The organism is Pseudomonas sp. A6, from assembly GCF_052367875.1.
In the GTDB taxonomy this organism is placed as follows: Bacteria; Pseudomonadota; Gammaproteobacteria; order Pseudomonadales; family Pseudomonadaceae; genus Pseudomonas; species Pseudomonas citronellolis.
The window spans coordinates 5,367,886-5,384,704 of record NZ_CP198970.1; the positions used below are offsets into that span (position 1 = coordinate 5,367,886).

Below are 16,819 nucleotides of genomic sequence, written 5' to 3' on the forward strand. Positions count from 1 at the left end.
GGAGCCCGCCATGGACCGGCAAGACTTCCACCAGGCAACCCGCGGCACCCCGCCCCATCCCTCGCTGCTGCAGGCGCTGGAGCACTGGCACTGCGCGCCCGGCCTGGCCCTGGACCTGGGTTGCGGCTCGGGACGCGACACCCATGAGCTGCTGCGCCAGGGTTGGCGGGTGCTGGCGATCGACAGCAACGCCGCCGGCCTGCGTCACCTGACGGAAGGTTTATCCACAGGCCAGGCCGAACGCCTGCGAACCCGCTGCGAACGCTTCCAGGACACCGCCCTGCCCAACGCGCAGCTGATCAACAGCAGCTTCGCCCTGCCCTTCTGCCCGCCTGCCGATTTCCCGCGCCTGTGGCAAAGCATCGAGGCTGCCCTGGAGCGTGGCGGGCTGTTCGCCGGGCACTTCTTCGGCGAACGCGACCAGTGGCAGGGGCGCGACGGCATGAGCTTCCACACCCGCGAAGCCGTGCAAACCCTTTTCGAGGGCTGGGAAACGCTGCGCTTCGAAGAACACGAGTGGCAAGGCAAGACCGCCGTCGGTGGTGCCAAGCACTGGCATATCTTCGCCGTGGTGGCACGGCGCCCGTAGATACCGTGTCACCTAGCCTCGAGCAAGGGCCAGTTCCACATTGTATGGCTGGCCCGACTTGAGGACGCCATAGGCGATCTGCAGCAGCTTGCGCATGGCAGCACAGATGATCTGTTTACCCGCTTTGCCTTTCTCCTCGAGCCGTAAACGCAGTGCCCGTATCGCCTGGTTATGGCTCATGGCACAGATGGCTGGCATGAACAGGCCTGCCCGCAAGAGGCGTGAGCCGATCTTTGAGATCCTCACCTGGCCCTTGTGTTGGCCGGATTCCCTGAGCCTCGGATTGAGTCCTGCAAAAGCCACGACCGCCCGGGCACTCTCGAAGCGGCTGATTGATCCAAGTTCGGCCAGCAACAGGGCTGCAGTTTTGTCGCTGATACCCTCGATACTCGTCAGCAGATCGCGCTTGCCCCGCAAGTCAGGATCGTTGTCGATATGTTGGCGAATCGCTTCCAGCGTCTGTTCAATCTGCTGTTCCAGATGGGCCGAGACCGACAGGATCGACTCTTTCACCACGTCGCTCTTGGCGGTTTCCAGGCGGTTGATTTCCATCTGGAACAGCTCCTTGAGCTCTTCGTAGCGCCGTACCAGCGCACGGAGTTGCCGCACGCTCACCGGGTCCGGCTGCCAGAGCTGGAGATCCTCGGCATGCCGAGCGCCGTAGAGGGCGATCAACTTGGCGTCGACCTTGTCGGTCTTGACCCGTTGCAACTGGCTTTGCGCATAGCTGGCGATACGTGCCGGATTCATCACGCAGACACGATATCCCCGGGCCAACAGATAATCGCCCAGAGCTTCGTGATAGATGTTGGTGGCTTCCATCACCACCCACGCCCCTGGCTCGGCATGTTTTTGCAGCCACTGGTCAAAGACGCTGAAGCCCGACTGATCGTTGCTCAGATTGCCTTTGGTGCGGTATTTGCCATTGCTCTGCAGAACCGCAATGTCGAAAGTTTTCTTGGCGATATCCACGCCAACTACGATGGCCATAACTCCTGCTACCTCTTACAGCTTTACATCATCAGCACTCCACTCCATCCAACCTTGCCTATACGAGCTACCACCGGGGTGGGGCTCCAGATACCGTTCGGACTCACGAGTGGATTGGGAAGGCAGGAGACTATCTACAGTGCAGGCTCGTAGCCTAGGAGCGGACACGTCTTCCTGGTCTTCCTTCCGGTGATCAGCCGGAGACTACCCGCCGTTATGGCGGGTCGTCGACATACAAGGAGCGGACCTTGTCCGCGATAGCCGGACATCCCGGCGCGTTTCGCGGATGAGATCCGCTCCTACGCCGCCCCACCCGCGCCATTCCCCTGTAGGAGCGCGCCCTGCGCGCGAAATCGCGGGCGGGGCCCGCTCCTACAACTCACCATGAGACATGGTGCCCCCGAGCGGACCTTGTCCGCGATAACCGGACATCCCGGCGCGTTTCGCGGATGAGATCCGCTCCTACGCCTCCCCACCTGCGCCATTCCCCTCTAGGAGCGCGCCCTGCGCGCGAAATCGCGGGCAGGGCCCGCTCCTACAACTCACCATGAGGCATGGCGTCCCCCGTAGGAGCGGACCTTGTCCGCGATAGCCGGACGTCCCGGCGCGATTCGCGGATGAGATCTGCTCCTACGCCACCCCACCCGCGCCATTCCCCTGTAGGAGCGCGCCCTGCGCGCGAATCGCGGACGGAGTCCGCGATGAATCCCCGCCGGCACTGCCACAGCCCCGCCGCCCCCGCCATTTGCGATAAACTTCCGCCCATCGTTGTCCGGAGTTTCCCATGCGTGCAGATCTCAACCAGGGCCTGATCGATTTCCTCGCGGCCTCGCCGACGCCGTTCCACGCCACCGCCAGCCTCGCCCGGCGCCTCGAAGAGGCCGGCTACCAGCGCCTCGACGAGCGTGACGCCTGGCGCACCGAGTCCGGCGGGCGCTACTACGTGACGCGCAACGACTCCTCGCTGATCGCCTTCAAGCTCGGCCGCAACGCCCCGCTGGAGCACGGCCTGCGCCTGGTCGGCGCGCACACCGACAGCCCCTGCCTGCGCGTCAAGCCGAACCCGGAACTGGCCCGTAAGGGCTACTGGCAACTGGGCGTCGAGGTCTACGGCGGCGCCCTGTTCGCGCCCTGGTTCGACCGCGACCTGTCCCTGGCCGGGCGCGTCACCTTCCGCCTGGCCGGCAAGGTGGAAAGCCGCCTGATCGACTTCCGCGCGCCCATCGCGGTGATCCCCAACCTGGCCATCCACCTCAACCGCGAGGCCAACCAGGGCTGGGCGATCAACGCCCAGACCGAACTGCCGCCGATCCTCGCCCAACTGGCCGCCGGCGAAACCCGCGACTTCCGCGACCTGCTCGGCGAACAGCTGCAGAACGAGCACGGCATCATCGCCGACGCCATCCTCGACTACGAACTGAGCTTCTACGACACCCAGCGCGCCGCGGTGGTGGGCCTGGGCGGCGAGTTCATCGCCGGCGCCCGCCTGGACAACCTGCTGTCCTGCTACGCCGGCCTGGAAGCCCTGCTGGACAGCGGCGACGAGCAGAGCGCGGTGCTGGTCTGCACCGACCACGAGGAAGTCGGCTCCTGCTCGGCCTGCGGCGCCGACGGCCCCTTCCTGGAGCAGGTGCTGCGCCGCCTGCTGCCCGACGGCGACGCCTTCGTGCGGGTGATCCAGCGCTCGCTGCTGGTCTCCGCCGACAACGCCCACGGCGTGCACCCCAACTACGCCGACAAGCACGACGGCAACCACGGCCCGCTGCTCAACGGCGGCCCGGTGATCAAGGTCAACAGCAACCAGCGCTACGCCACCAGCAGCGAGACCGCCGGCTACTTCCGCCACCTGTGCCTGGAGAACGAAGTGCCGGTGCAGAGCTTCGTGACCCGCAGCGACATGGGCTGCGGCTCCACCATCGGCCCGATCACCGCCAGCCAGCTGGGCGTGCGCACCGTCGACATCGGCCTGCCGACCTTCGCCATGCACAGCATCCGCGAACTGGCCGGCAGCCACGACCTGCGCTACCTGGCCAAGGTGCTGGGGGCGTTCTACGGCAGTGCCGAGCTGCCTTGAGGCTGCGGCTTTTCGTAGGAGCGAGCTTGCTCGCGAACTCTTGACCTAGATGCCTGGGGATAAGTCCGCCCCTCTCCCTAACCCTCTCCCTGAAGGGAGAGGGGACCGTTCGGTGTGTTTGGATAGTTTGGAGTTAGCCGGCTAGCACAGAGATTGTCGGCTGAAACCAGGCCTCTTCTCGGCACGGACAAGCCCCCTCTCCCTTCAGGGCGGGGCGCGCAGCCGAGGGCTGGGGAGAGGGTGCGAAGGTCGACCAAACGCACGAAGGTCCGGGTTCGCGAGCAAGCTCGCTCCTACGAAGAGCCCTCCCCTCAATCCGGCACTTCCACGCTCACATGAATGGCATCGTGCCGCCAGAACTCCAGGTCGCAGTCGATCACCCGGCCGTGCTGGTCGCGGTTGATGCGGGTGATGCGCAGCGCCGGGCTGCCCTCGGCCACCCGCAGGGCGCTGGCGGCTTCGCCGTGCAGGGCGGTGGGGACCATGTCGAAGCGCACGCGGCCGTAGCGGATGTCGTAGCGGCTGGCGTAGAGATCGGTCAGCGACTGGCGCAGGTCGTTGTCGAGGATGCCGGGGAAGTAGGCCGGGTTCAGGTAGTGCTCCACGTACAGCACCAGCCGCCCGTCCACCCTTCGTGCACGGCGGATCTGGTAGACGCTGGACAGCGCCGGCAGCTCCAGGTGCGCGCAGATCGCCGGGCTGGCCGGCAGTTGGCGCGCCGACAGCACCTCGGTGGCCGGCACCCGCTGCTGGCCGGCGACCATCGCGTGGAAGTGGCTGCGCACCAGCGGGTTGTACAGCAGCCGCGGCGGCGAGACGAACCAGCCGCGGCGCTCCTCGCGGTAGATCAGGCCCTGGGCCTCCAGCTGCGTCAGCGCCTCGCGCAGGGTGATGCGCGTGGTGTCGAACAGCTCGCTCAGGCGCCGCTCCGCCGGCAGCTTGCCGCCGGCCGGCAGCAGGCCGCTGTCGATCTGTTCCAGCAGCGCCCGGCAGATCGCCGTCACCGTCGGTAGCGCCTCGTCGCGCATGCTGTTTCCCTCTTCTGGACTAGACCAGCCCCAACCTGGGGCACTTCACCGCAACCGGCGGCAGCTTCCACTGTAGGAATCGCCGGTGACCGTCCGGTGACAATGCCATGGCAAGCAGGCCCCATGCCAGCTCCCGGGCCCGGCATAGCCCCGTCGCATCAAGGTCTTGTGCATGGTCTAGGCTGTATCCGGGCGCCGCCTGCTGACCCCCATGCCGCCGCCCGGACACGAAATTGTCATGCCCGCTTCGTAGATTGGCCTGGGTCTTGCTGATCTAGACCAGCGACGCGCCGCGCCCTTGCCGGGGCGTGGGCCCGACTGCCAAACCCGATGACCGAAGGAGCACCGAATGAAACGCTTGCTTGCTTCACTGCTGGGAACCGCGATTGCCCTGGGCAGCGCGACCGCCATGGCCGCCGAGGCCGACCTGCAGGCGCTGGAACAGGCCGCGCGCAAGGAAGGCCAGGTGAACAGCGTGGGCATGCCCGACAGCTGGGCGAACTGGAAGGACACCTGGAAGGACCTGGAGAGCAAGTACGGGCTCAAGCACATGGACACCGACATGAGCTCGGCCCAGGAGCTGGCCAAGTTCAAGGCCGAGGGCGAGAACGCCAGCGCCGACATCGGCGACGTCGGCGCCGCCTTCGGCCCCATCGCCGTGCAACAGGACGTCAGCCAGCCCTACAAGCCGAGCACCTGGGACCAGGTCCCGGACTGGGCCAGGGACAAGGACGGCCACTGGGCCCTGGCCTACACCGGGACCATCGCCTTCATCGTCAACAAGCAACTGGTCAAGGACGTGCCGCGCAGCTGGGCCGATCTGCTCAAGGGCAAGTACAAGGTCACCATCGGTGACGTCAGCAGCGCGGCCCAGGCGGTCAACGGCGTGCTCGCCGCGGCCATCGCCAACGGCGGCGACGAGAAGAACATCAAGCCGGGCCTGGAGTTCTTCGCCCAGTTGGCCAAGCAGGGCCGCCTGTCGCTGACCAACCCGGTGATCAACACCCTGGAGAAAGGCGAGGTGGAAGTCGGCATCGTCTGGGACTTCAACGGCCTGAGCTACCGCGACCAGATCGACCCCAGCCGCTTCGAGGTGCTGATCCCCTCCGACGGCTCGGTGATCTCCGGCTACACCACCATCATCAACAAGTACGCCAAGCACCCCAACGCCGCCAAGCTGGCCCGCGAGTACATCTTCAGCGACGCCGGGCAGATCAACCTGGCCAAGGGCAACGCCCGGCCGATCCGCGCCGAGCACCTGCAGCTGCCGGCCGAGGTCAAGGCCAAGCTGCTGCCCAACGAGCAGTACGCCAAGGCCCAGCCGATCAAGGACGGCCAGGCCTGGGAAGCGACCTCCAAGCGCCTGCCGCGCATGTGGCAGGAGAGCGTGATCATCAACATGCAGTAACGCGGCACCGCCCCCGGCCATGGCCGGGGGCGCCCGTTCCGGTTTCCCCGACACAGGCAGCTACGATGTCCCGTCCCGTCATCCTGGTCATTCTCGACGGCCTCAACTACGGCGTCGCCCATGACTGCATGGGCCACCTGCAGGCACTCTGCAACGCCGGCCGCGGCCGCCTCTACCGCCTGCAGTGCGAGCTGCCGTCGCTGTCGCGGCCGCTCTACGAATGCCTGCTCACCGGCGTCGCGCCGATTGACAGCGGCATCCTGCACAACCAGGTGTCGCGCCTGTCGAGGGAGCTCAGTCTGTTCCACTACGCCCGCGACGCCGGCCTGAGCACCGCGGCGGCGGCCTACCACTGGGTCAGCGAGCTGTACAACCGCTCGCCCTTCGACGCGGCCCGCGACCGCCACACCGAGGACGCGGCGCTGCCGATCCAGTTCGGCCACTTCTACTGGACCGACCACTACCCCGACTCGCACCTGCTGGCCGACGCCGAGCACCTGCGCCGCCGCCACAAGCCCGACGTGCTGCTGGCGCACCCGATGAACATCGACGACGCCGGCCACCGCCATGGCCTGAACAGTGCCCAGTACCGCAACGCCGCGCGCCAGGCCGACGTGCTGCTCTCGGAATACCTGCACCAGTGGCTGGCCGCCGGCTACCAGGTGATGGTCACCGCCGACCACGGCATGAACGACGACCATACCCACGGCGGCATCCTCCCCGAGGAGCGCGAGGTGCCGCTGTTCGTCTTCGGCGAGGCCTTCAGCCTCGACGACCAGGTGCGCCCGCGCCAGGTCGAGCTATGCGGCAGCCTCTGCGAAATCCTCGGCGCGGCCCACGACAAGCCGGTCTGCCAAGGACTGCTGCGGCCATGAGCGCGAACCGCGGAAAGCGCCTGGCCCTGCTCTGCCTGCTGCCCTTCGCGCTGTTCTTCTTCGCCTTCCAGATCGCCCCGCTGCTGTGGGTGGCGATCAACAGCCTGCGCAGCGAGGACGCCTGGGGCCTGGGCAACTTCGCCGAGATATTCGCCTCGCCCTTCTACCTGCAAGCGATCCGCTACAGCCTGGAGATTTCCCTGTGGTCGAGCCTGATCGGCCTATCCATCGCCGTGCTCGGCAGCTATTCGCTGCGCCAGGTGGACAGCCGCCTGCGCGACTTCGTCATGGCCTTCGCCAACATGACCAGCAACTTCGCCGGGGTGCCGCTGGCCTTCGCCTTCATCATCATCCTCGGCTTCAACGGCGCCATCACCCTGCTGCTCAAGCAGGCCGGGCTGATCGAGGACTTCAACCTCTACTCCAAGACCGGCCTGATCATCCTCTACACCTACTTCCAGATTCCCCTGGGGGTGATGCTGCTCTACCCGGCCTTCGACGCCCTGCGCGAGGACTGGCGCGAGTCGGCGGCGCTGCTGGGGGCCAACCACTGGCAGTTCTGGCGGCACATCGGCATCCCGGTGCTGACGCCGGCGCTGCTGGGCACCTTCGTCATCCTCCTGGCCAACGCCCTGGGCGCCTACGCCACCGTCTACTCGCTGACCACCGGCAACTTCAACGTGGTGCCGATCCGCATCGCCGGCCTGGTCTCCGGCGACGTCTTCCTCGACCCGAACATGGCCAGCGCCCTGGCGATGATCCTGGTCGGGCTGATGACCGTCATCACCCTGGCCCACCAGTGGCTGCTGCGACGGAGCTATCATGTCCAGAAACGCTAGCCCGCTGTACCACCGGCTGGTGGTCTGGGCCCTGTTCCTGATCCTGCTGCTGCCGCTGGCCGCCACCCTGCTCTACTCCCTGGCCACCCAGTGGTCGGCCAGCGTGCTGCCCGACGGCCTGACGCTGAAGTGGTACCTGGCGCTGTGGACCGACCCGCGCTTCCTCACCGCCTTCGGCCAGTCGCTGCTGGTGTGCTTCGGCGCGCTGCTGCTGAGCGTGCTGCTGATCCTGCCGCTGATGTTCGTGGTGCACTACCACTTCCCGCGCCTGGACGCGCTGATGAACGTGCTCATCCTGCTGCCCTTCGCGGTGCCGCCGGTGGTCTCCTCGGTGGGCCTGCTGCAGCTGTATGCCGCAGGTCCCCTGCCGCTGACCGGCACGCCCTGGATCCTCATCGGCTGCTACTTCACCATCGCCCTGCCGTTCATGTACCGGGCCATCGGCAACAACCTGCAGGCGATCAACCTGCACGACCTGATGGACGCCGCCCAGCTGCTGGGCGCCAGCACCTGGCAGGCGGCCCTGCTGGTGGTGCTGCCGAACCTGCGCAAGGGCCTGATGGTGGCGCTGTTCCTGTCCTTCAGCTTCCTCATCGGCGAGTTCGTCTTCGCCAACCTGCTGGTCGGCACCCGCTACGAGACGCTGCAGGTCTTCCTCAACAACATGCGCAACAGCAGCGGCCACTACACCAGCGCGGTGGTGGTCTCCTACTTCCTCTTCATCCTGCTGCTGACCTGGGCCGCCAACCGCCTGAACAAGGACCGCACATGAGCTTCCTCAGCGTCGAACGCCTGGACAAGAGCTTCGGGGATACCCAGGTCTTCCAGGACATCGACTTCGCCGCCCGGCGCGGCGAGTTCGTCACCCTGCTCGGCCCCAGCGGCTGCGGCAAGTCCACCCTGCTGCGCTGCATCGCCGGGCTCACCGCGGTGGACAGCGGGCGCATCCTGGTCGACGGCCAGGACCTGGTGCCGCTGCCGCCGCAGAAGCGCGGCATCGCCATGGTGTTCCAGAGCTACGCGCTGTTCCCCAACATGACCGTGCAGCAGAACGTCGCCTTCGGCCTGCGCATGCACAAGGTGCCGGCCGCGGAGGCCGCCAGCCGGGTGGCCGAGGTGCTGGAGATGGTCGAACTGGGCCAGTACGCCGCGCGCTACCCGCACCAGCTCTCCGGTGGCCAGTGCCAGCGCGTGGCCCTGGCCCGCTCACTGGTCACCCGCCCGCGCCTGCTGCTGCTCGACGAGCCGCTGTCGGCCCTGGATGCGCGCATCCGCAAGCACCTGCGCGAGCAGATCCGGCGCATCCAGCAGGAGCTGCAGCTGACCACGGTGTTCGTCACCCACGACCAGGAGGAGGCGTTGACGCTGTCCGACCGCATCGTGCTGATGAACGCCGGGCGCATCGTCCAGAGCGGCGACGCGGAAACCCTCTACACCGCGCCGGCCGACGCCTTCGCCGCCGGCTTCATCGGCAACTACAACCTGCTCGACGCCGAGCAGGCCGGCCGCCTGCTCGGCCGGCCCTTCGCCGGGCAGGTGGCGATCCGCCCGGAATCCCTGCGCCTGAGCGTGGATGCGGGCGACGGCATCGCCGCCCAGGTGCTGTCCCACAGCCTGCTGGGCAACGTCATCCGTTACCGGGTGCGGGCCAACGGCGTCGAACTCACGGTGGACGTGCTCAACCGCAGCGCGGAACGCCTTTATCCGGCCGGCAGCCAACTGGCGCTGGCGATCGATCATGAAAGCATCCGGGAGGTGGCCTGATGGCCCTGGTGATCTTCGACCTTGACGAAACCCTCATCGACGGCGACTGCGCCAGCCTGTGGAGCCGGCGCATGGCCGAGCTGGGCTGGGTCGACGGCGAATCCTTCATCCGCCGCGACGCCGAGCTGATGGCGCGCTATGCCCTGGGCGAGCTGTCGATGGAGGCCTACATGGCCTTCAGCCTGGAGCCCATGGCCGGGCGCAGCGTCGAGGAAGTTGAGCGGGAGGTGGAGGCCTACGTCGAGGACGTCATCGAACCGCTGATCTACAACGACGCCTGCCGCACCCTGGCGCGCCACCGCGCCGCCGGCGACAGCCCGCTGGTGATCTCCGCCTCCGGCGTGCACCTGGTGCAGCCGATCGCCGAGCGCATCGGTATCCAGGACGTGCTGGCCATCGACCTGGAGGTGCTGAACGGCCACTACACCGGCCGCACCCAGGGCGTGCTGACCTACCGCGACGGCAAGATCATCCGCCTGCTCGACTGGCTCGGCGGCGACGAAAACCCGCTGGCCGCCGCGCACTTCTATTCCGACTCGCGCAACGACCTGCCGCTGCTGCACCGCGTCGGCAACCCGCACACGGTCAACCCCGACCCGGTACTGCGCGGCGAGGCGGAAAAACACGGCTGGGAAATCCTCGCCTGGCGCTGAGGACGCGCCTACAGAAGTACCGTCGTAGGATGGTGTTGAGCGAAGCGATACCCATCGCCACGACAGCATGGGTTTCGCAAGCTCAACCCATCCTACGAAGAGCACCTCTGCGCAAGACAGGTGCTCCTACACCTCCAGGAAAGCACGGTCGTAGGAGCGGACTCCGTCCGCGATATGCCGGAGCCGGCCCGTCGGCCGGATCGCGGATGAATCCGCTCCTACGGATTCGAGGGAAACACCGTGCGGAACCGCCCGTCAGGCCAGGCTCTCGTCGACCAGCAGCACCACCTTGCCCTGCACCTGGTTGCTGGCCAGGGCCTCGAAGGCCTGCTCGGCATCCTTGGCGGCGAACTGGCGTTCCAGCCGCGGCTGCAGCTGGCCGCTGGCGAACAGCGGCCAGACGCGGGTGCCCAGCTCGGCGATCAGTTGCGCCTTGAAGTCGGCGTCGCGGCTGCGCAGCGTCGAGCCGGTCAGCTGGATGCGCTTGCCCAGCAGCAGCGCCAGGTCCAGTTCGGCCTTGCGTCCGCCCATCAGGCCGATGACCACCCAGCGGCCGTCCTGGCGCAGCACCTGCAGGTTGAGCGCCGCGTAGTTGGCGCCCACCGGGTCGAGGATCACGTCGAAGGGCGCGAAGTCGCGCAGCGATTCCAGTCCCTCACCGCGCAGCACGCCGCCCTCGGCGCCGAGGGCCTCGCAGTAGGCCAGCCGGTCGGCGGAGCCGACGCTGACCCAGCAGGGGCTGCCGAAGGCCTTGCACAACTGGATGGCGGCCGAGCCCACGCCACTGGCGCCGGCGTGCAGCAGGACCTTCTCGCCCGGCTGCAGGCCAGCCAGCTGGAACAGGTTGAGCCAGGCCGTGGCGTACACCTCCGGCAACCCCGCCGCTTCGGCCAGCGACAGGCCGTTGGGCACCGGCAGCACGTGGCGGGCGTCGACCACCACTTCCTCGGCCATGCCGCCGCCGGCCAGCAGCGCGCAGACGCGGTCGCCCACCTGCCAGGTGGCGCCGGCGCCCACCTCGCTGATCACCCCGGCGCATTCCAGGCCGAGCACGTCGCTGGCCCCCGGCGGCGGCGGGTAGAGCCCGGCGCGCTGCAGCAGGTCGGCGCGGTTGAGTCCGGCGGCGGCCACGCGGATGCGCACCTGCCCAGCCCCGCAGGTCGGCGCGGCGCGCTCGGCCCACTCCACCCGCCCTTCGATACCTTGCAATGCGTTCACGCTACCTCCATAGTGCTTGCACGGCCCGCACCACGTCGGTCGGGCCTTTCTCTTCGCTCGTCGCGCCAGAGCCCAATCTCGACAAGCTTGGAACCCGGCGACGCCAGATACGGCCTAATATGCGTCATAACTCCGCACCCAGTCGATTAAGCATGAAGCGATTTCTGCCCCGCACCGCCCTGCTGTTGGTCCTCGGCGCCAGCGCCCTGTCCTCGTTCGCCGCGCCCTCCGCCGGCCAGAACTCCTGGGACGGCCTGCAGCCGGACCGTGACCAGGTGATCGCCAGCCTCAACATCGTCGAGCTGCTCAAGCGCCATCACTACAGCAAGCCGCCGCTCAACGACGACCGTTCGGCGAAGATCTACGACGCCTACATCAAGGCCCTGGACCCGTCGCGGATGTACTTCACCGCCGGCGACATCGCCCAGTTCGCGCCCTGGCGCACCCAGTTCGACGACTTCCTCAAGAGCGGCGAGCTGGACCCCGGCTTCACCATCTACAAGCGTCACCTGGACCGCCTCAAGGAGCGCCTGGACTTCGCCCTGGCGATGCTCGGCAAGGGCGTCGACAAGCTCGACTTCAAGGCCGACGAGAGCCTGACCATCGACCGCGAGAACGCCGCGTGGGCGAAGAACAGCGCCGAACTCGACGACCTCTGGCGCAAGAAGGTCAAGGACGAGGTGCTGCGCCTGAAGATCGCCGGCAAGGACGACAAGGCCATCCAGGAACAGCTGACCAAGCGCTACAAGAACCAGCTGATGCGCCTGGAACAGACGCGCAGCGAAGACATCTTCCAGGCCTACATCAACGCCTTCGCGCAGACCTACGACCCGCACACCCAGTACCTGTCGCCGGACAGCGCGGAAAACTTCGACATCAACATGAGCCTCTCCCTGGAGGGCATCGGCGCGGTGCTGCAGAGCGACAACGACTACGTCAAGGTCGTGCGCCTGGTGCCGGCGGGCCCGGCGGAGAAGAGCAAGCAGATCGCCACCTCGGACAAGATCATCGGCGTCGCCCAGGGCAAGGGCGAGATGGTCGACGTGGTCGGCTGGCGCCTGGACGAGGTGGTCAAGCTGATCCGCGGGCCGAAGGGCTCGCAGGTGCGCCTGGAAGTGATTCCGTCCACCAACGCGCCGAACGACCAGACCAGCAAGATCGTCACCATCACCCGCGAGGCGGTGAAGCTCGAAGACCAGGCGGCGAAGAAGTCGGAAATCACCCTCGACCACGACGGCCGCAACTACAAGCTCGGCGTGATCGACGTGCCGGCCTTCTACCTGGACTTCAAGGCCTACCGCGCGGGCGACCCGAACTACAAGAGCACCACGCGCGACGTGAAGAAGCTCATCGGCGAGCTGCAGAAGGACAAGGTCGACGGCATCGTCATCGACCTGCGCAACAACGGCGGCGGCTCCCTGCAGGAAGCCACCGAGCTGACCGGCCTGTTCATCGACCAGGGCCCGACCGTGCTGGTGCGCAACAGCGACGGCCGCGTCGACGTGCTCAACGATGACGAGGGCCAGGCCTTCTACACCGGGCCGATGACCGTGCTGGTCAACCGTCTCTCGGCCTCGGCCTCGGAAATCTTCGCCGGCGCCATGCAGGACTACCACCGCGCGCTCATCGTCGGCGGCCAGACCTTCGGCAAGGGCACCGTGCAGACCATCCAGCCGCTCAACCACGGCGAGCTGAAGCTGACCCTGGCCAAGTTCTACCGCGTCTCCGGGCAGAGCACCCAGCACCAGGGCGTGATCCCGGACATCAGCTACCCGTCCATCGTCGACGACAAGGAAATCGGCGAGAGCGCCCTGCCCGACTCCATGCCCTGGGACACCATCCGCCCGGTGCTGTCGGCGCAGAGCGACCCCTTCAAGCCGTTCCTCGACCAGTTGAAGACCCAGCACGACGCGCGCACCGCGAACAATGCCGACTTCGTCTACGCCCGCCAGCGCCTGGCCCTGGCCCAGGAGCTGATGAAGGAGAAGACCGTCAGCCTGAACGAGGCCAAGCGCCGCGCCCAGCAGAGCAGCATCGAGGGCCGCCAGTTGGCCATGGAGAACGCACTGCGCAAATCCAAGGGCCAGGAGCCGCTGAAGGAACTCAAGCAGGAGGATGACAACGCCCTGCCGGACGACGACAAGACCAAGCCGCAGGACGACGCCTACCTCACCGAGTCCGGGCACATCCTGCTGGACTACCTGACGCTCAGCTCTGCGGTGGCCAAGCACTGAAAGAGCGGAGTCGTCACGAAACAGTCATGACTCAGTAGTGAAATGCGCAAGGGCCGGGAGACCGGCCCTTCGTCTTTTCACCCCACAGAGAACCGTCATGACCGTCACCGAGCAGTTGAGCGCGCTGGCCCAGATCATCGCTCACGGCGACCTGCATTGTCTGTTCCAACCCATAGTGTCGCTCTCCGAGCGGCGCCTGGTAGGCTACGAGGCCCTCACCCGCGGCCCCTCCAACAGCCCGCTGCACTCCCCCCTCACGCTGTTCAGCACCGCGCGCCACGCCGGCCGCCTGAGCGAGCTGGACGTGCTCTGCCGGCGCCGCGCCTGCCAGCGCTTCCACGAGCTGGGGCTGGGCGGCAAGCTGTTCCTCAACGTCGCCCCCGAGTCACTGCTGGACCCCAACCACCAGCCCGGCCGTACCCTGCAGTTGCTGCAGACCCTCGGCATAGCGCCGGGCGACGTGGTCATCGAGCTGACCGAGCAGGCGCCCATCGAGGACTTCGGCCTGCTCGACACCGCGCTGCACCACTACCGCGCCATGGGCTTCTGCATCGCCCTGGACGACCTAGGCGCCGGCTACTCCAGCCTGCGCCTGTGGTCGGAGCTGCGCCCGGACTACGTGAAGATCGACCGCCACTTCATCGACGGCATCCACCAGGACGGCGTCAAGCGCGAGTTCGTCGGCTCCATCCTGAAGATGGCCCACGCCTCCCGCGCCCAGGTGATAGCCGAGGGGATCGAATTGCCGGAGGAACTGGCGGTGCTCTCGGAGATGGGCGTCGACCTGGTCCAGGGCTACCTGATCGGCCGCCCGCAGGAACAGCCGGTGCGCGAGGTCCGCGGGCTGCTGCCGGACCTCGACCGCACGGACGCCCTGCACGGCGAGGAACAGGCCGACCTGCGCCCGCTGTTGCTGGAACAGCCGGCGGTGGGCCGCGATACGCCGATCGCCGAGGTACTCGAAGCGTTCCGCGCCCAGGCCAACCTGAACGCCCTGGCGGTGCTCGACGAGCACCAGCAGCCGGTGGGCATCGTCCACCGCCACGCTCTCTCCGATGCCCTGCTCAAGCCCTTCGGCACCGAGCTGTACGCGCGCAAGCCGATCAGCCGGCTGATGAGCGAGGACTTTCTCGCGGTGGAGCGCAGCCAGTCGCTGCAGCAAGTCAGCCGCCTGCTCACCAGCCGCGCGCGGCAGCGCATCGAGGAAGACTTCATCATCACCCAGGGCGGCCGCTACCTCGGCCTGGGCCGGGTGATCGACGTGCTCAAGCTGATCACCGAACTGAAGATCCGCCAGGCGCGCTACGCCAACCCGCTGACCCTGCTGCCGGGCAACGTGCCCATCCAGCAGTGCCTGGGCCGCCTGCTGCAACAGGAGCGCGAGGCGGCGGTGTGCTACGTCGACATCGACAGCTTCAAGCCCTTCAACGACCTCTACGGCTACGCCCGCGGCGACGAGGTGCTGCTGTGCCTGGCGCAATGCCTGAGCGACCGGGTGGACCCCGGCTGCGACTTCGTCGGCCACATCGGCGGCGACGACTTCATGCTGGTGTTCACCTCCGGGGACTGGCGCAACCGCCTCAACCAGTTGCTGGAGGACTTCCAGGGCCAGTGCCGGCGCTTCTACAACCAGGAGCACCTGCAGGCCGGCTGCTTCGTCGCCTACAACCGCCGCGGCCAGCGCCAGGAGTTCCCGCTACTGTCGCTGTCGGTGGGCGTGGTGCACCTCAAGCCCGGCGCCGGCGAGCGCCTGGACGCGGCGCAACTGGCGAGCATCGCCTCCGAGGCCAAGCGCCACGCCAAGGAAGTGCCGGGCTACAGCCGGCACGTCATCACGCTGGAATAGAAGCCGCTCAGAGTCCGAGACGCGCAGCCACGGCCTGGTAGCGTTCGGCTTGCTCGGCATCGGCGGCGAGGCCTTCGGCCCCGTCGCGATAGAGCTCGGCCAGGCGCCGCGCGGCCAGCGGATGACCGGCCTCGGCGGCCTGGGCCCAGTGGCGCGCCGCAGCGGCGCCGTCCGGCTGCCGCTGCGCGCTGCCCTGCAGGGCCTGCACGCCCAGTTGGTAGGCAGCCTTGGCATCACCGCCGGCAGCCGCCAGGGCGAGCAGGCGCAGGCCCTCCTCGCGGGCGCCGAAACCCTGGCCGCGGAACAGCAGCAGGTGGCCGTAGAAGCTCTGCGCAGCCACGTCGCCGAGGTTGGCCATGCGCGAGAACTGCCCCTGCATCCACTGCCAGGCGCGCGGCTGGCGGACCAGCCAGGGCCAGCCCATCAGGCGTCGCGCCACGGCGTAGGACAGGCGGGCGCGCAGGCGCCAGACGAACTCGCGGCTCACGGCTCTTCCGGATAGTCGAATTCAAACACCCGCACCACCTCGGCGGCATGCCAGCCCGCCGCCGCCGGGCCGTCAGAAGCGCCGGAGAAGCGTCCCAGGCGCTCCACGCACTCGAAGAACCCGGTGCGCGGCAGGCGGCTGGCGCCCTGGCTGATCACCAGCGAACTACGCAGCGGCCGGCCGGCGCGGGCATCGAGCTGCGCCAGGTGTTCCAGGGCCGCGGTCAGGGTGGTCATCGCCGGGGTCGGCAGTTGCAGGCGCTCGATCAGTGCCCGGTAGGTCAGCAGGTGGCGCTGGCGGCGCGCGTCTTCCAGCTCGTCCAGCAAGCCCTGCCAATGCTTGCGGCTGATATGCACGCTCAAGATGCCGACTCCGACTTCGCTCCCAGTGCGCGACGCAGGCCGTGCTCGATGGCTTCGCTGACCTCGCGTTCGCCGCTTTCGATCATCCCCAGGTAGGACGGGCTGATCCCCACCTCGCGGGCCACGCTCTCCAGGGACAGGCCACGCGCCTCGCGCAGTTCGCGCCAGGAGGCGGTCGGCGCTGCCACCGTGACGGCAGCCGCCGGGGGCTGGGCGGCGCGGGCGCCGGCAGCGGCCAGCAGCGCCTGGTAGTCGGCCCAGGGAAGCACGGCGTACTCCGCTTCGCCGTCTCGCGTGATCACTTGCACATTCATCGACAACACTCCTTGCATGTCGGCATTTCAACGGGCAATGACGGCAACCACTGGCGCCTGCCCGGCATTCCGACCCTTGATAGTATCGCCCATGAAACGCCGCTCGGCCTCATCGGGCGCATCGGCGCGCACGGCATC

At 67.5% G+C, this 16,819-nt stretch carries 16 protein-coding genes; 10 read left to right on the forward strand and 6 right to left on the reverse strand.

Annotation, left to right across the window (positions count from 1 at the left end; translation table 11 throughout):
- The first annotated feature begins 10 nt into the window (after positions 1–10).
- Complete coding sequence (locus tag ACTWJ5_RS23515) at positions 11–589, forward strand: class I SAM-dependent methyltransferase (RefSeq protein WP_444436669.1); 579 nt, start codon at positions 11–13, stop codon at positions 587–589.
- Between the two features lie 12 nt (positions 590–601).
- Here the strand turns inward: ACTWJ5_RS23515 and ACTWJ5_RS23520 are convergent, their stop codons facing one another.
- Positions 602–1,579, reverse strand: coding sequence for an IS110 family transposase (locus ACTWJ5_RS23520; protein ID WP_444436200.1), 978 nt, complete (start codon positions 1,577–1,579; stop codon positions 602–604).
- Between the two features lie 784 nt (positions 1,580–2,363).
- Here ACTWJ5_RS23520 and ACTWJ5_RS23525 point away from each other — a divergent pair.
- The gene (locus ACTWJ5_RS23525; RefSeq protein ID WP_116423116.1) at positions 2,364–3,653 is read left to right on the forward strand and encodes a M18 family aminopeptidase; all 1,290 of its coding nucleotides are present in this window, start codon (positions 2,364–2,366) and stop codon (positions 3,651–3,653) included.
- 311 nt (positions 3,654–3,964) lie between these two features.
- Here the strand turns inward: ACTWJ5_RS23525 and ACTWJ5_RS23530 are convergent, their stop codons facing one another.
- Positions 3,965–4,681, reverse strand: coding sequence for a UTRA domain-containing protein (locus ACTWJ5_RS23530; protein ID WP_043271054.1), 717 nt, complete (start codon positions 4,679–4,681; stop codon positions 3,965–3,967).
- Between the two features lie 349 nt (positions 4,682–5,030).
- On the opposite strand from ACTWJ5_RS23530, the gene ACTWJ5_RS23535 reads away from it, so the two are divergent.
- The 6 genes from ACTWJ5_RS23535 (at position 5,031) to ACTWJ5_RS23560 (ending at position 10,220) form a co-directional block, all read left to right on the forward strand.
- Positions 5,031–6,089: an ABC transporter substrate-binding protein gene (locus tag ACTWJ5_RS23535; protein ID WP_249917416.1), complete on the forward strand. Its 1,059-nt coding sequence runs from the start codon at positions 5,031–5,033 to the stop codon at positions 6,087–6,089.
- Positions 6,090–6,154: 65 nt separating this feature from the next.
- Positions 6,155–6,964: an alkaline phosphatase family protein gene (locus ACTWJ5_RS23540; protein WP_444436670.1), complete on the forward strand. Its 810-nt coding sequence runs from the start codon at positions 6,155–6,157 to the stop codon at positions 6,962–6,964.
- Positions 6,961–7,803 carry an ABC transporter permease gene (locus ACTWJ5_RS23545; protein ID WP_444436671.1) on the forward strand — a complete coding sequence of 281 codons (843 nt, stop codon included), beginning with the start codon at positions 6,961–6,963 and terminating at the stop codon, positions 7,801–7,803. Before ACTWJ5_RS23540 ends, ACTWJ5_RS23545 begins: the two co-directional genes overlap by 4 nt.
- Positions 7,787–8,575 (forward strand): ABC transporter permease, encoded by a 789-nt coding sequence (locus tag ACTWJ5_RS23550; protein ID WP_074981581.1) that lies wholly within the window; start codon positions 7,787–7,789, stop codon positions 8,573–8,575. The genes ACTWJ5_RS23545 and ACTWJ5_RS23550 overlap by 17 nt, the downstream gene beginning before the upstream one ends.
- A complete protein-coding gene (locus tag ACTWJ5_RS23555; protein WP_444436672.1) occupies positions 8,572–9,567 on the forward strand; it encodes an ABC transporter ATP-binding protein in 996 nt (331 codons plus the stop codon). The genes ACTWJ5_RS23550 and ACTWJ5_RS23555 overlap by 4 nt, the downstream gene beginning before the upstream one ends.
- On the forward strand, positions 9,567–10,220 hold the full coding sequence (locus ACTWJ5_RS23560) for an HAD family hydrolase (RefSeq protein WP_444436673.1): 654 nt from the start codon (positions 9,567–9,569) through the stop codon (positions 10,218–10,220). The genes ACTWJ5_RS23555 and ACTWJ5_RS23560 overlap by 1 nt, the downstream gene beginning before the upstream one ends.
- Positions 10,221–10,475: 255 nt before the next feature.
- Here ACTWJ5_RS23560 and ACTWJ5_RS23565 read toward each other — a convergent pair whose 3' ends face one another.
- A complete protein-coding gene (locus ACTWJ5_RS23565) occupies positions 10,476–11,438 on the reverse strand; it encodes an NAD(P)H-quinone oxidoreductase (protein WP_253409751.1) in 963 nt (320 codons plus the stop codon).
- Positions 11,439–11,590: 152 nt separating this feature from the next.
- Here ACTWJ5_RS23565 and ACTWJ5_RS23570 point away from each other — a divergent pair, with 152 nt between their 5' ends.
- Together ACTWJ5_RS23570 and ACTWJ5_RS23575 are read left to right on the forward strand one after the other, a co-directional pair.
- Positions 11,591–13,672, forward strand: a complete 2,082-nt coding sequence (locus tag ACTWJ5_RS23570; protein WP_116423110.1) for a carboxy terminal-processing peptidase — start codon at positions 11,591–11,593, stop codon at positions 13,670–13,672.
- 97 nt (positions 13,673–13,769) lie between these two features.
- Positions 13,770–15,518: a GGDEF domain-containing protein gene (locus ACTWJ5_RS23575; protein WP_116423109.1), complete on the forward strand. Its 1,749-nt coding sequence runs from the start codon at positions 13,770–13,772 to the stop codon at positions 15,516–15,518.
- A 7-nt stretch (positions 15,519–15,525) separates the two neighbouring features.
- Here ACTWJ5_RS23575 and ACTWJ5_RS23580 read toward each other — a convergent pair whose 3' ends face one another.
- The 3 genes from ACTWJ5_RS23580 to ACTWJ5_RS23590 are packed head-to-tail and all read right to left on the reverse strand — an operon-like array spanning position 15,526 to position 16,681.
- Positions 15,526–16,005 carry a hypothetical protein gene (locus ACTWJ5_RS23580; RefSeq protein ID WP_074981568.1) on the reverse strand — a complete coding sequence of 160 codons (480 nt, stop codon included), beginning with the start codon at positions 16,003–16,005 and terminating at the stop codon, positions 15,526–15,528.
- The gene (locus ACTWJ5_RS23585) at positions 16,002–16,367 is read right to left on the reverse strand and encodes a hypothetical protein (RefSeq protein ID WP_009620544.1); all 366 of its coding nucleotides are present in this window, start codon (positions 16,365–16,367) and stop codon (positions 16,002–16,004) included. The genes ACTWJ5_RS23580 and ACTWJ5_RS23585 overlap by 4 nt, the downstream gene beginning before the upstream one ends.
- Positions 16,364–16,681, reverse strand: coding sequence for a helix-turn-helix domain-containing protein (locus tag ACTWJ5_RS23590; protein WP_074981566.1), 318 nt, complete (start codon positions 16,679–16,681; stop codon positions 16,364–16,366). The genes ACTWJ5_RS23585 and ACTWJ5_RS23590 overlap by 4 nt, the downstream gene beginning before the upstream one ends.
- Positions 16,682–16,819 lie beyond the last annotated feature (138 nt).

Excerpts from the sequence above, each read along its gene's own strand:
- ACTWJ5_RS23515 (WP_444436669.1), top strand. The coding sequence starts at position 11 with ATGGACCGGCAAGACTTCCACCAGGCAACCCGCGGCACCCCGCCCCAT.
- ACTWJ5_RS23520 (WP_444436200.1), bottom strand. The coding sequence starts at position 1,579 with ATGGCCATCGTAGTTGGCGTGGATATCGCCAAGAAAACTTTCGACATT.
- ACTWJ5_RS23525 (WP_116423116.1), top strand. The coding sequence starts at position 2,364 with ATGCGTGCAGATCTCAACCAGGGCCTGATCGATTTCCTCGCGGCCTCG.
- ACTWJ5_RS23530 (WP_043271054.1), bottom strand. The coding sequence starts at position 4,681 with ATGCGCGACGAGGCGCTACCGACGGTGACGGCGATCTGCCGGGCGCTG.
- ACTWJ5_RS23535 (WP_249917416.1), top strand. The coding sequence starts at position 5,031 with ATGAAACGCTTGCTTGCTTCACTGCTGGGAACCGCGATTGCCCTGGGC.
- ACTWJ5_RS23540 (WP_444436670.1), top strand. The coding sequence starts at position 6,155 with ATGTCCCGTCCCGTCATCCTGGTCATTCTCGACGGCCTCAACTACGGC.
- ACTWJ5_RS23545 (WP_444436671.1), top strand. The coding sequence starts at position 6,961 with ATGAGCGCGAACCGCGGAAAGCGCCTGGCCCTGCTCTGCCTGCTGCCC.
- ACTWJ5_RS23550 (WP_074981581.1), top strand. The coding sequence starts at position 7,787 with ATGTCCAGAAACGCTAGCCCGCTGTACCACCGGCTGGTGGTCTGGGCC.
- ACTWJ5_RS23555 (WP_444436672.1), top strand. The coding sequence starts at position 8,572 with ATGAGCTTCCTCAGCGTCGAACGCCTGGACAAGAGCTTCGGGGATACC.
- ACTWJ5_RS23560 (WP_444436673.1), top strand. The coding sequence starts at position 9,567 with ATGGCCCTGGTGATCTTCGACCTTGACGAAACCCTCATCGACGGCGAC.
- ACTWJ5_RS23570 (WP_116423110.1), top strand. The coding sequence starts at position 11,591 with ATGAAGCGATTTCTGCCCCGCACCGCCCTGCTGTTGGTCCTCGGCGCC.
- ACTWJ5_RS23575 (WP_116423109.1), top strand. The coding sequence starts at position 13,770 with ATGACCGTCACCGAGCAGTTGAGCGCGCTGGCCCAGATCATCGCTCAC.
- ACTWJ5_RS23590 (WP_074981566.1), bottom strand. The coding sequence starts at position 16,681 with ATGAATGTGCAAGTGATCACGCGAGACGGCGAAGCGGAGTACGCCGTG.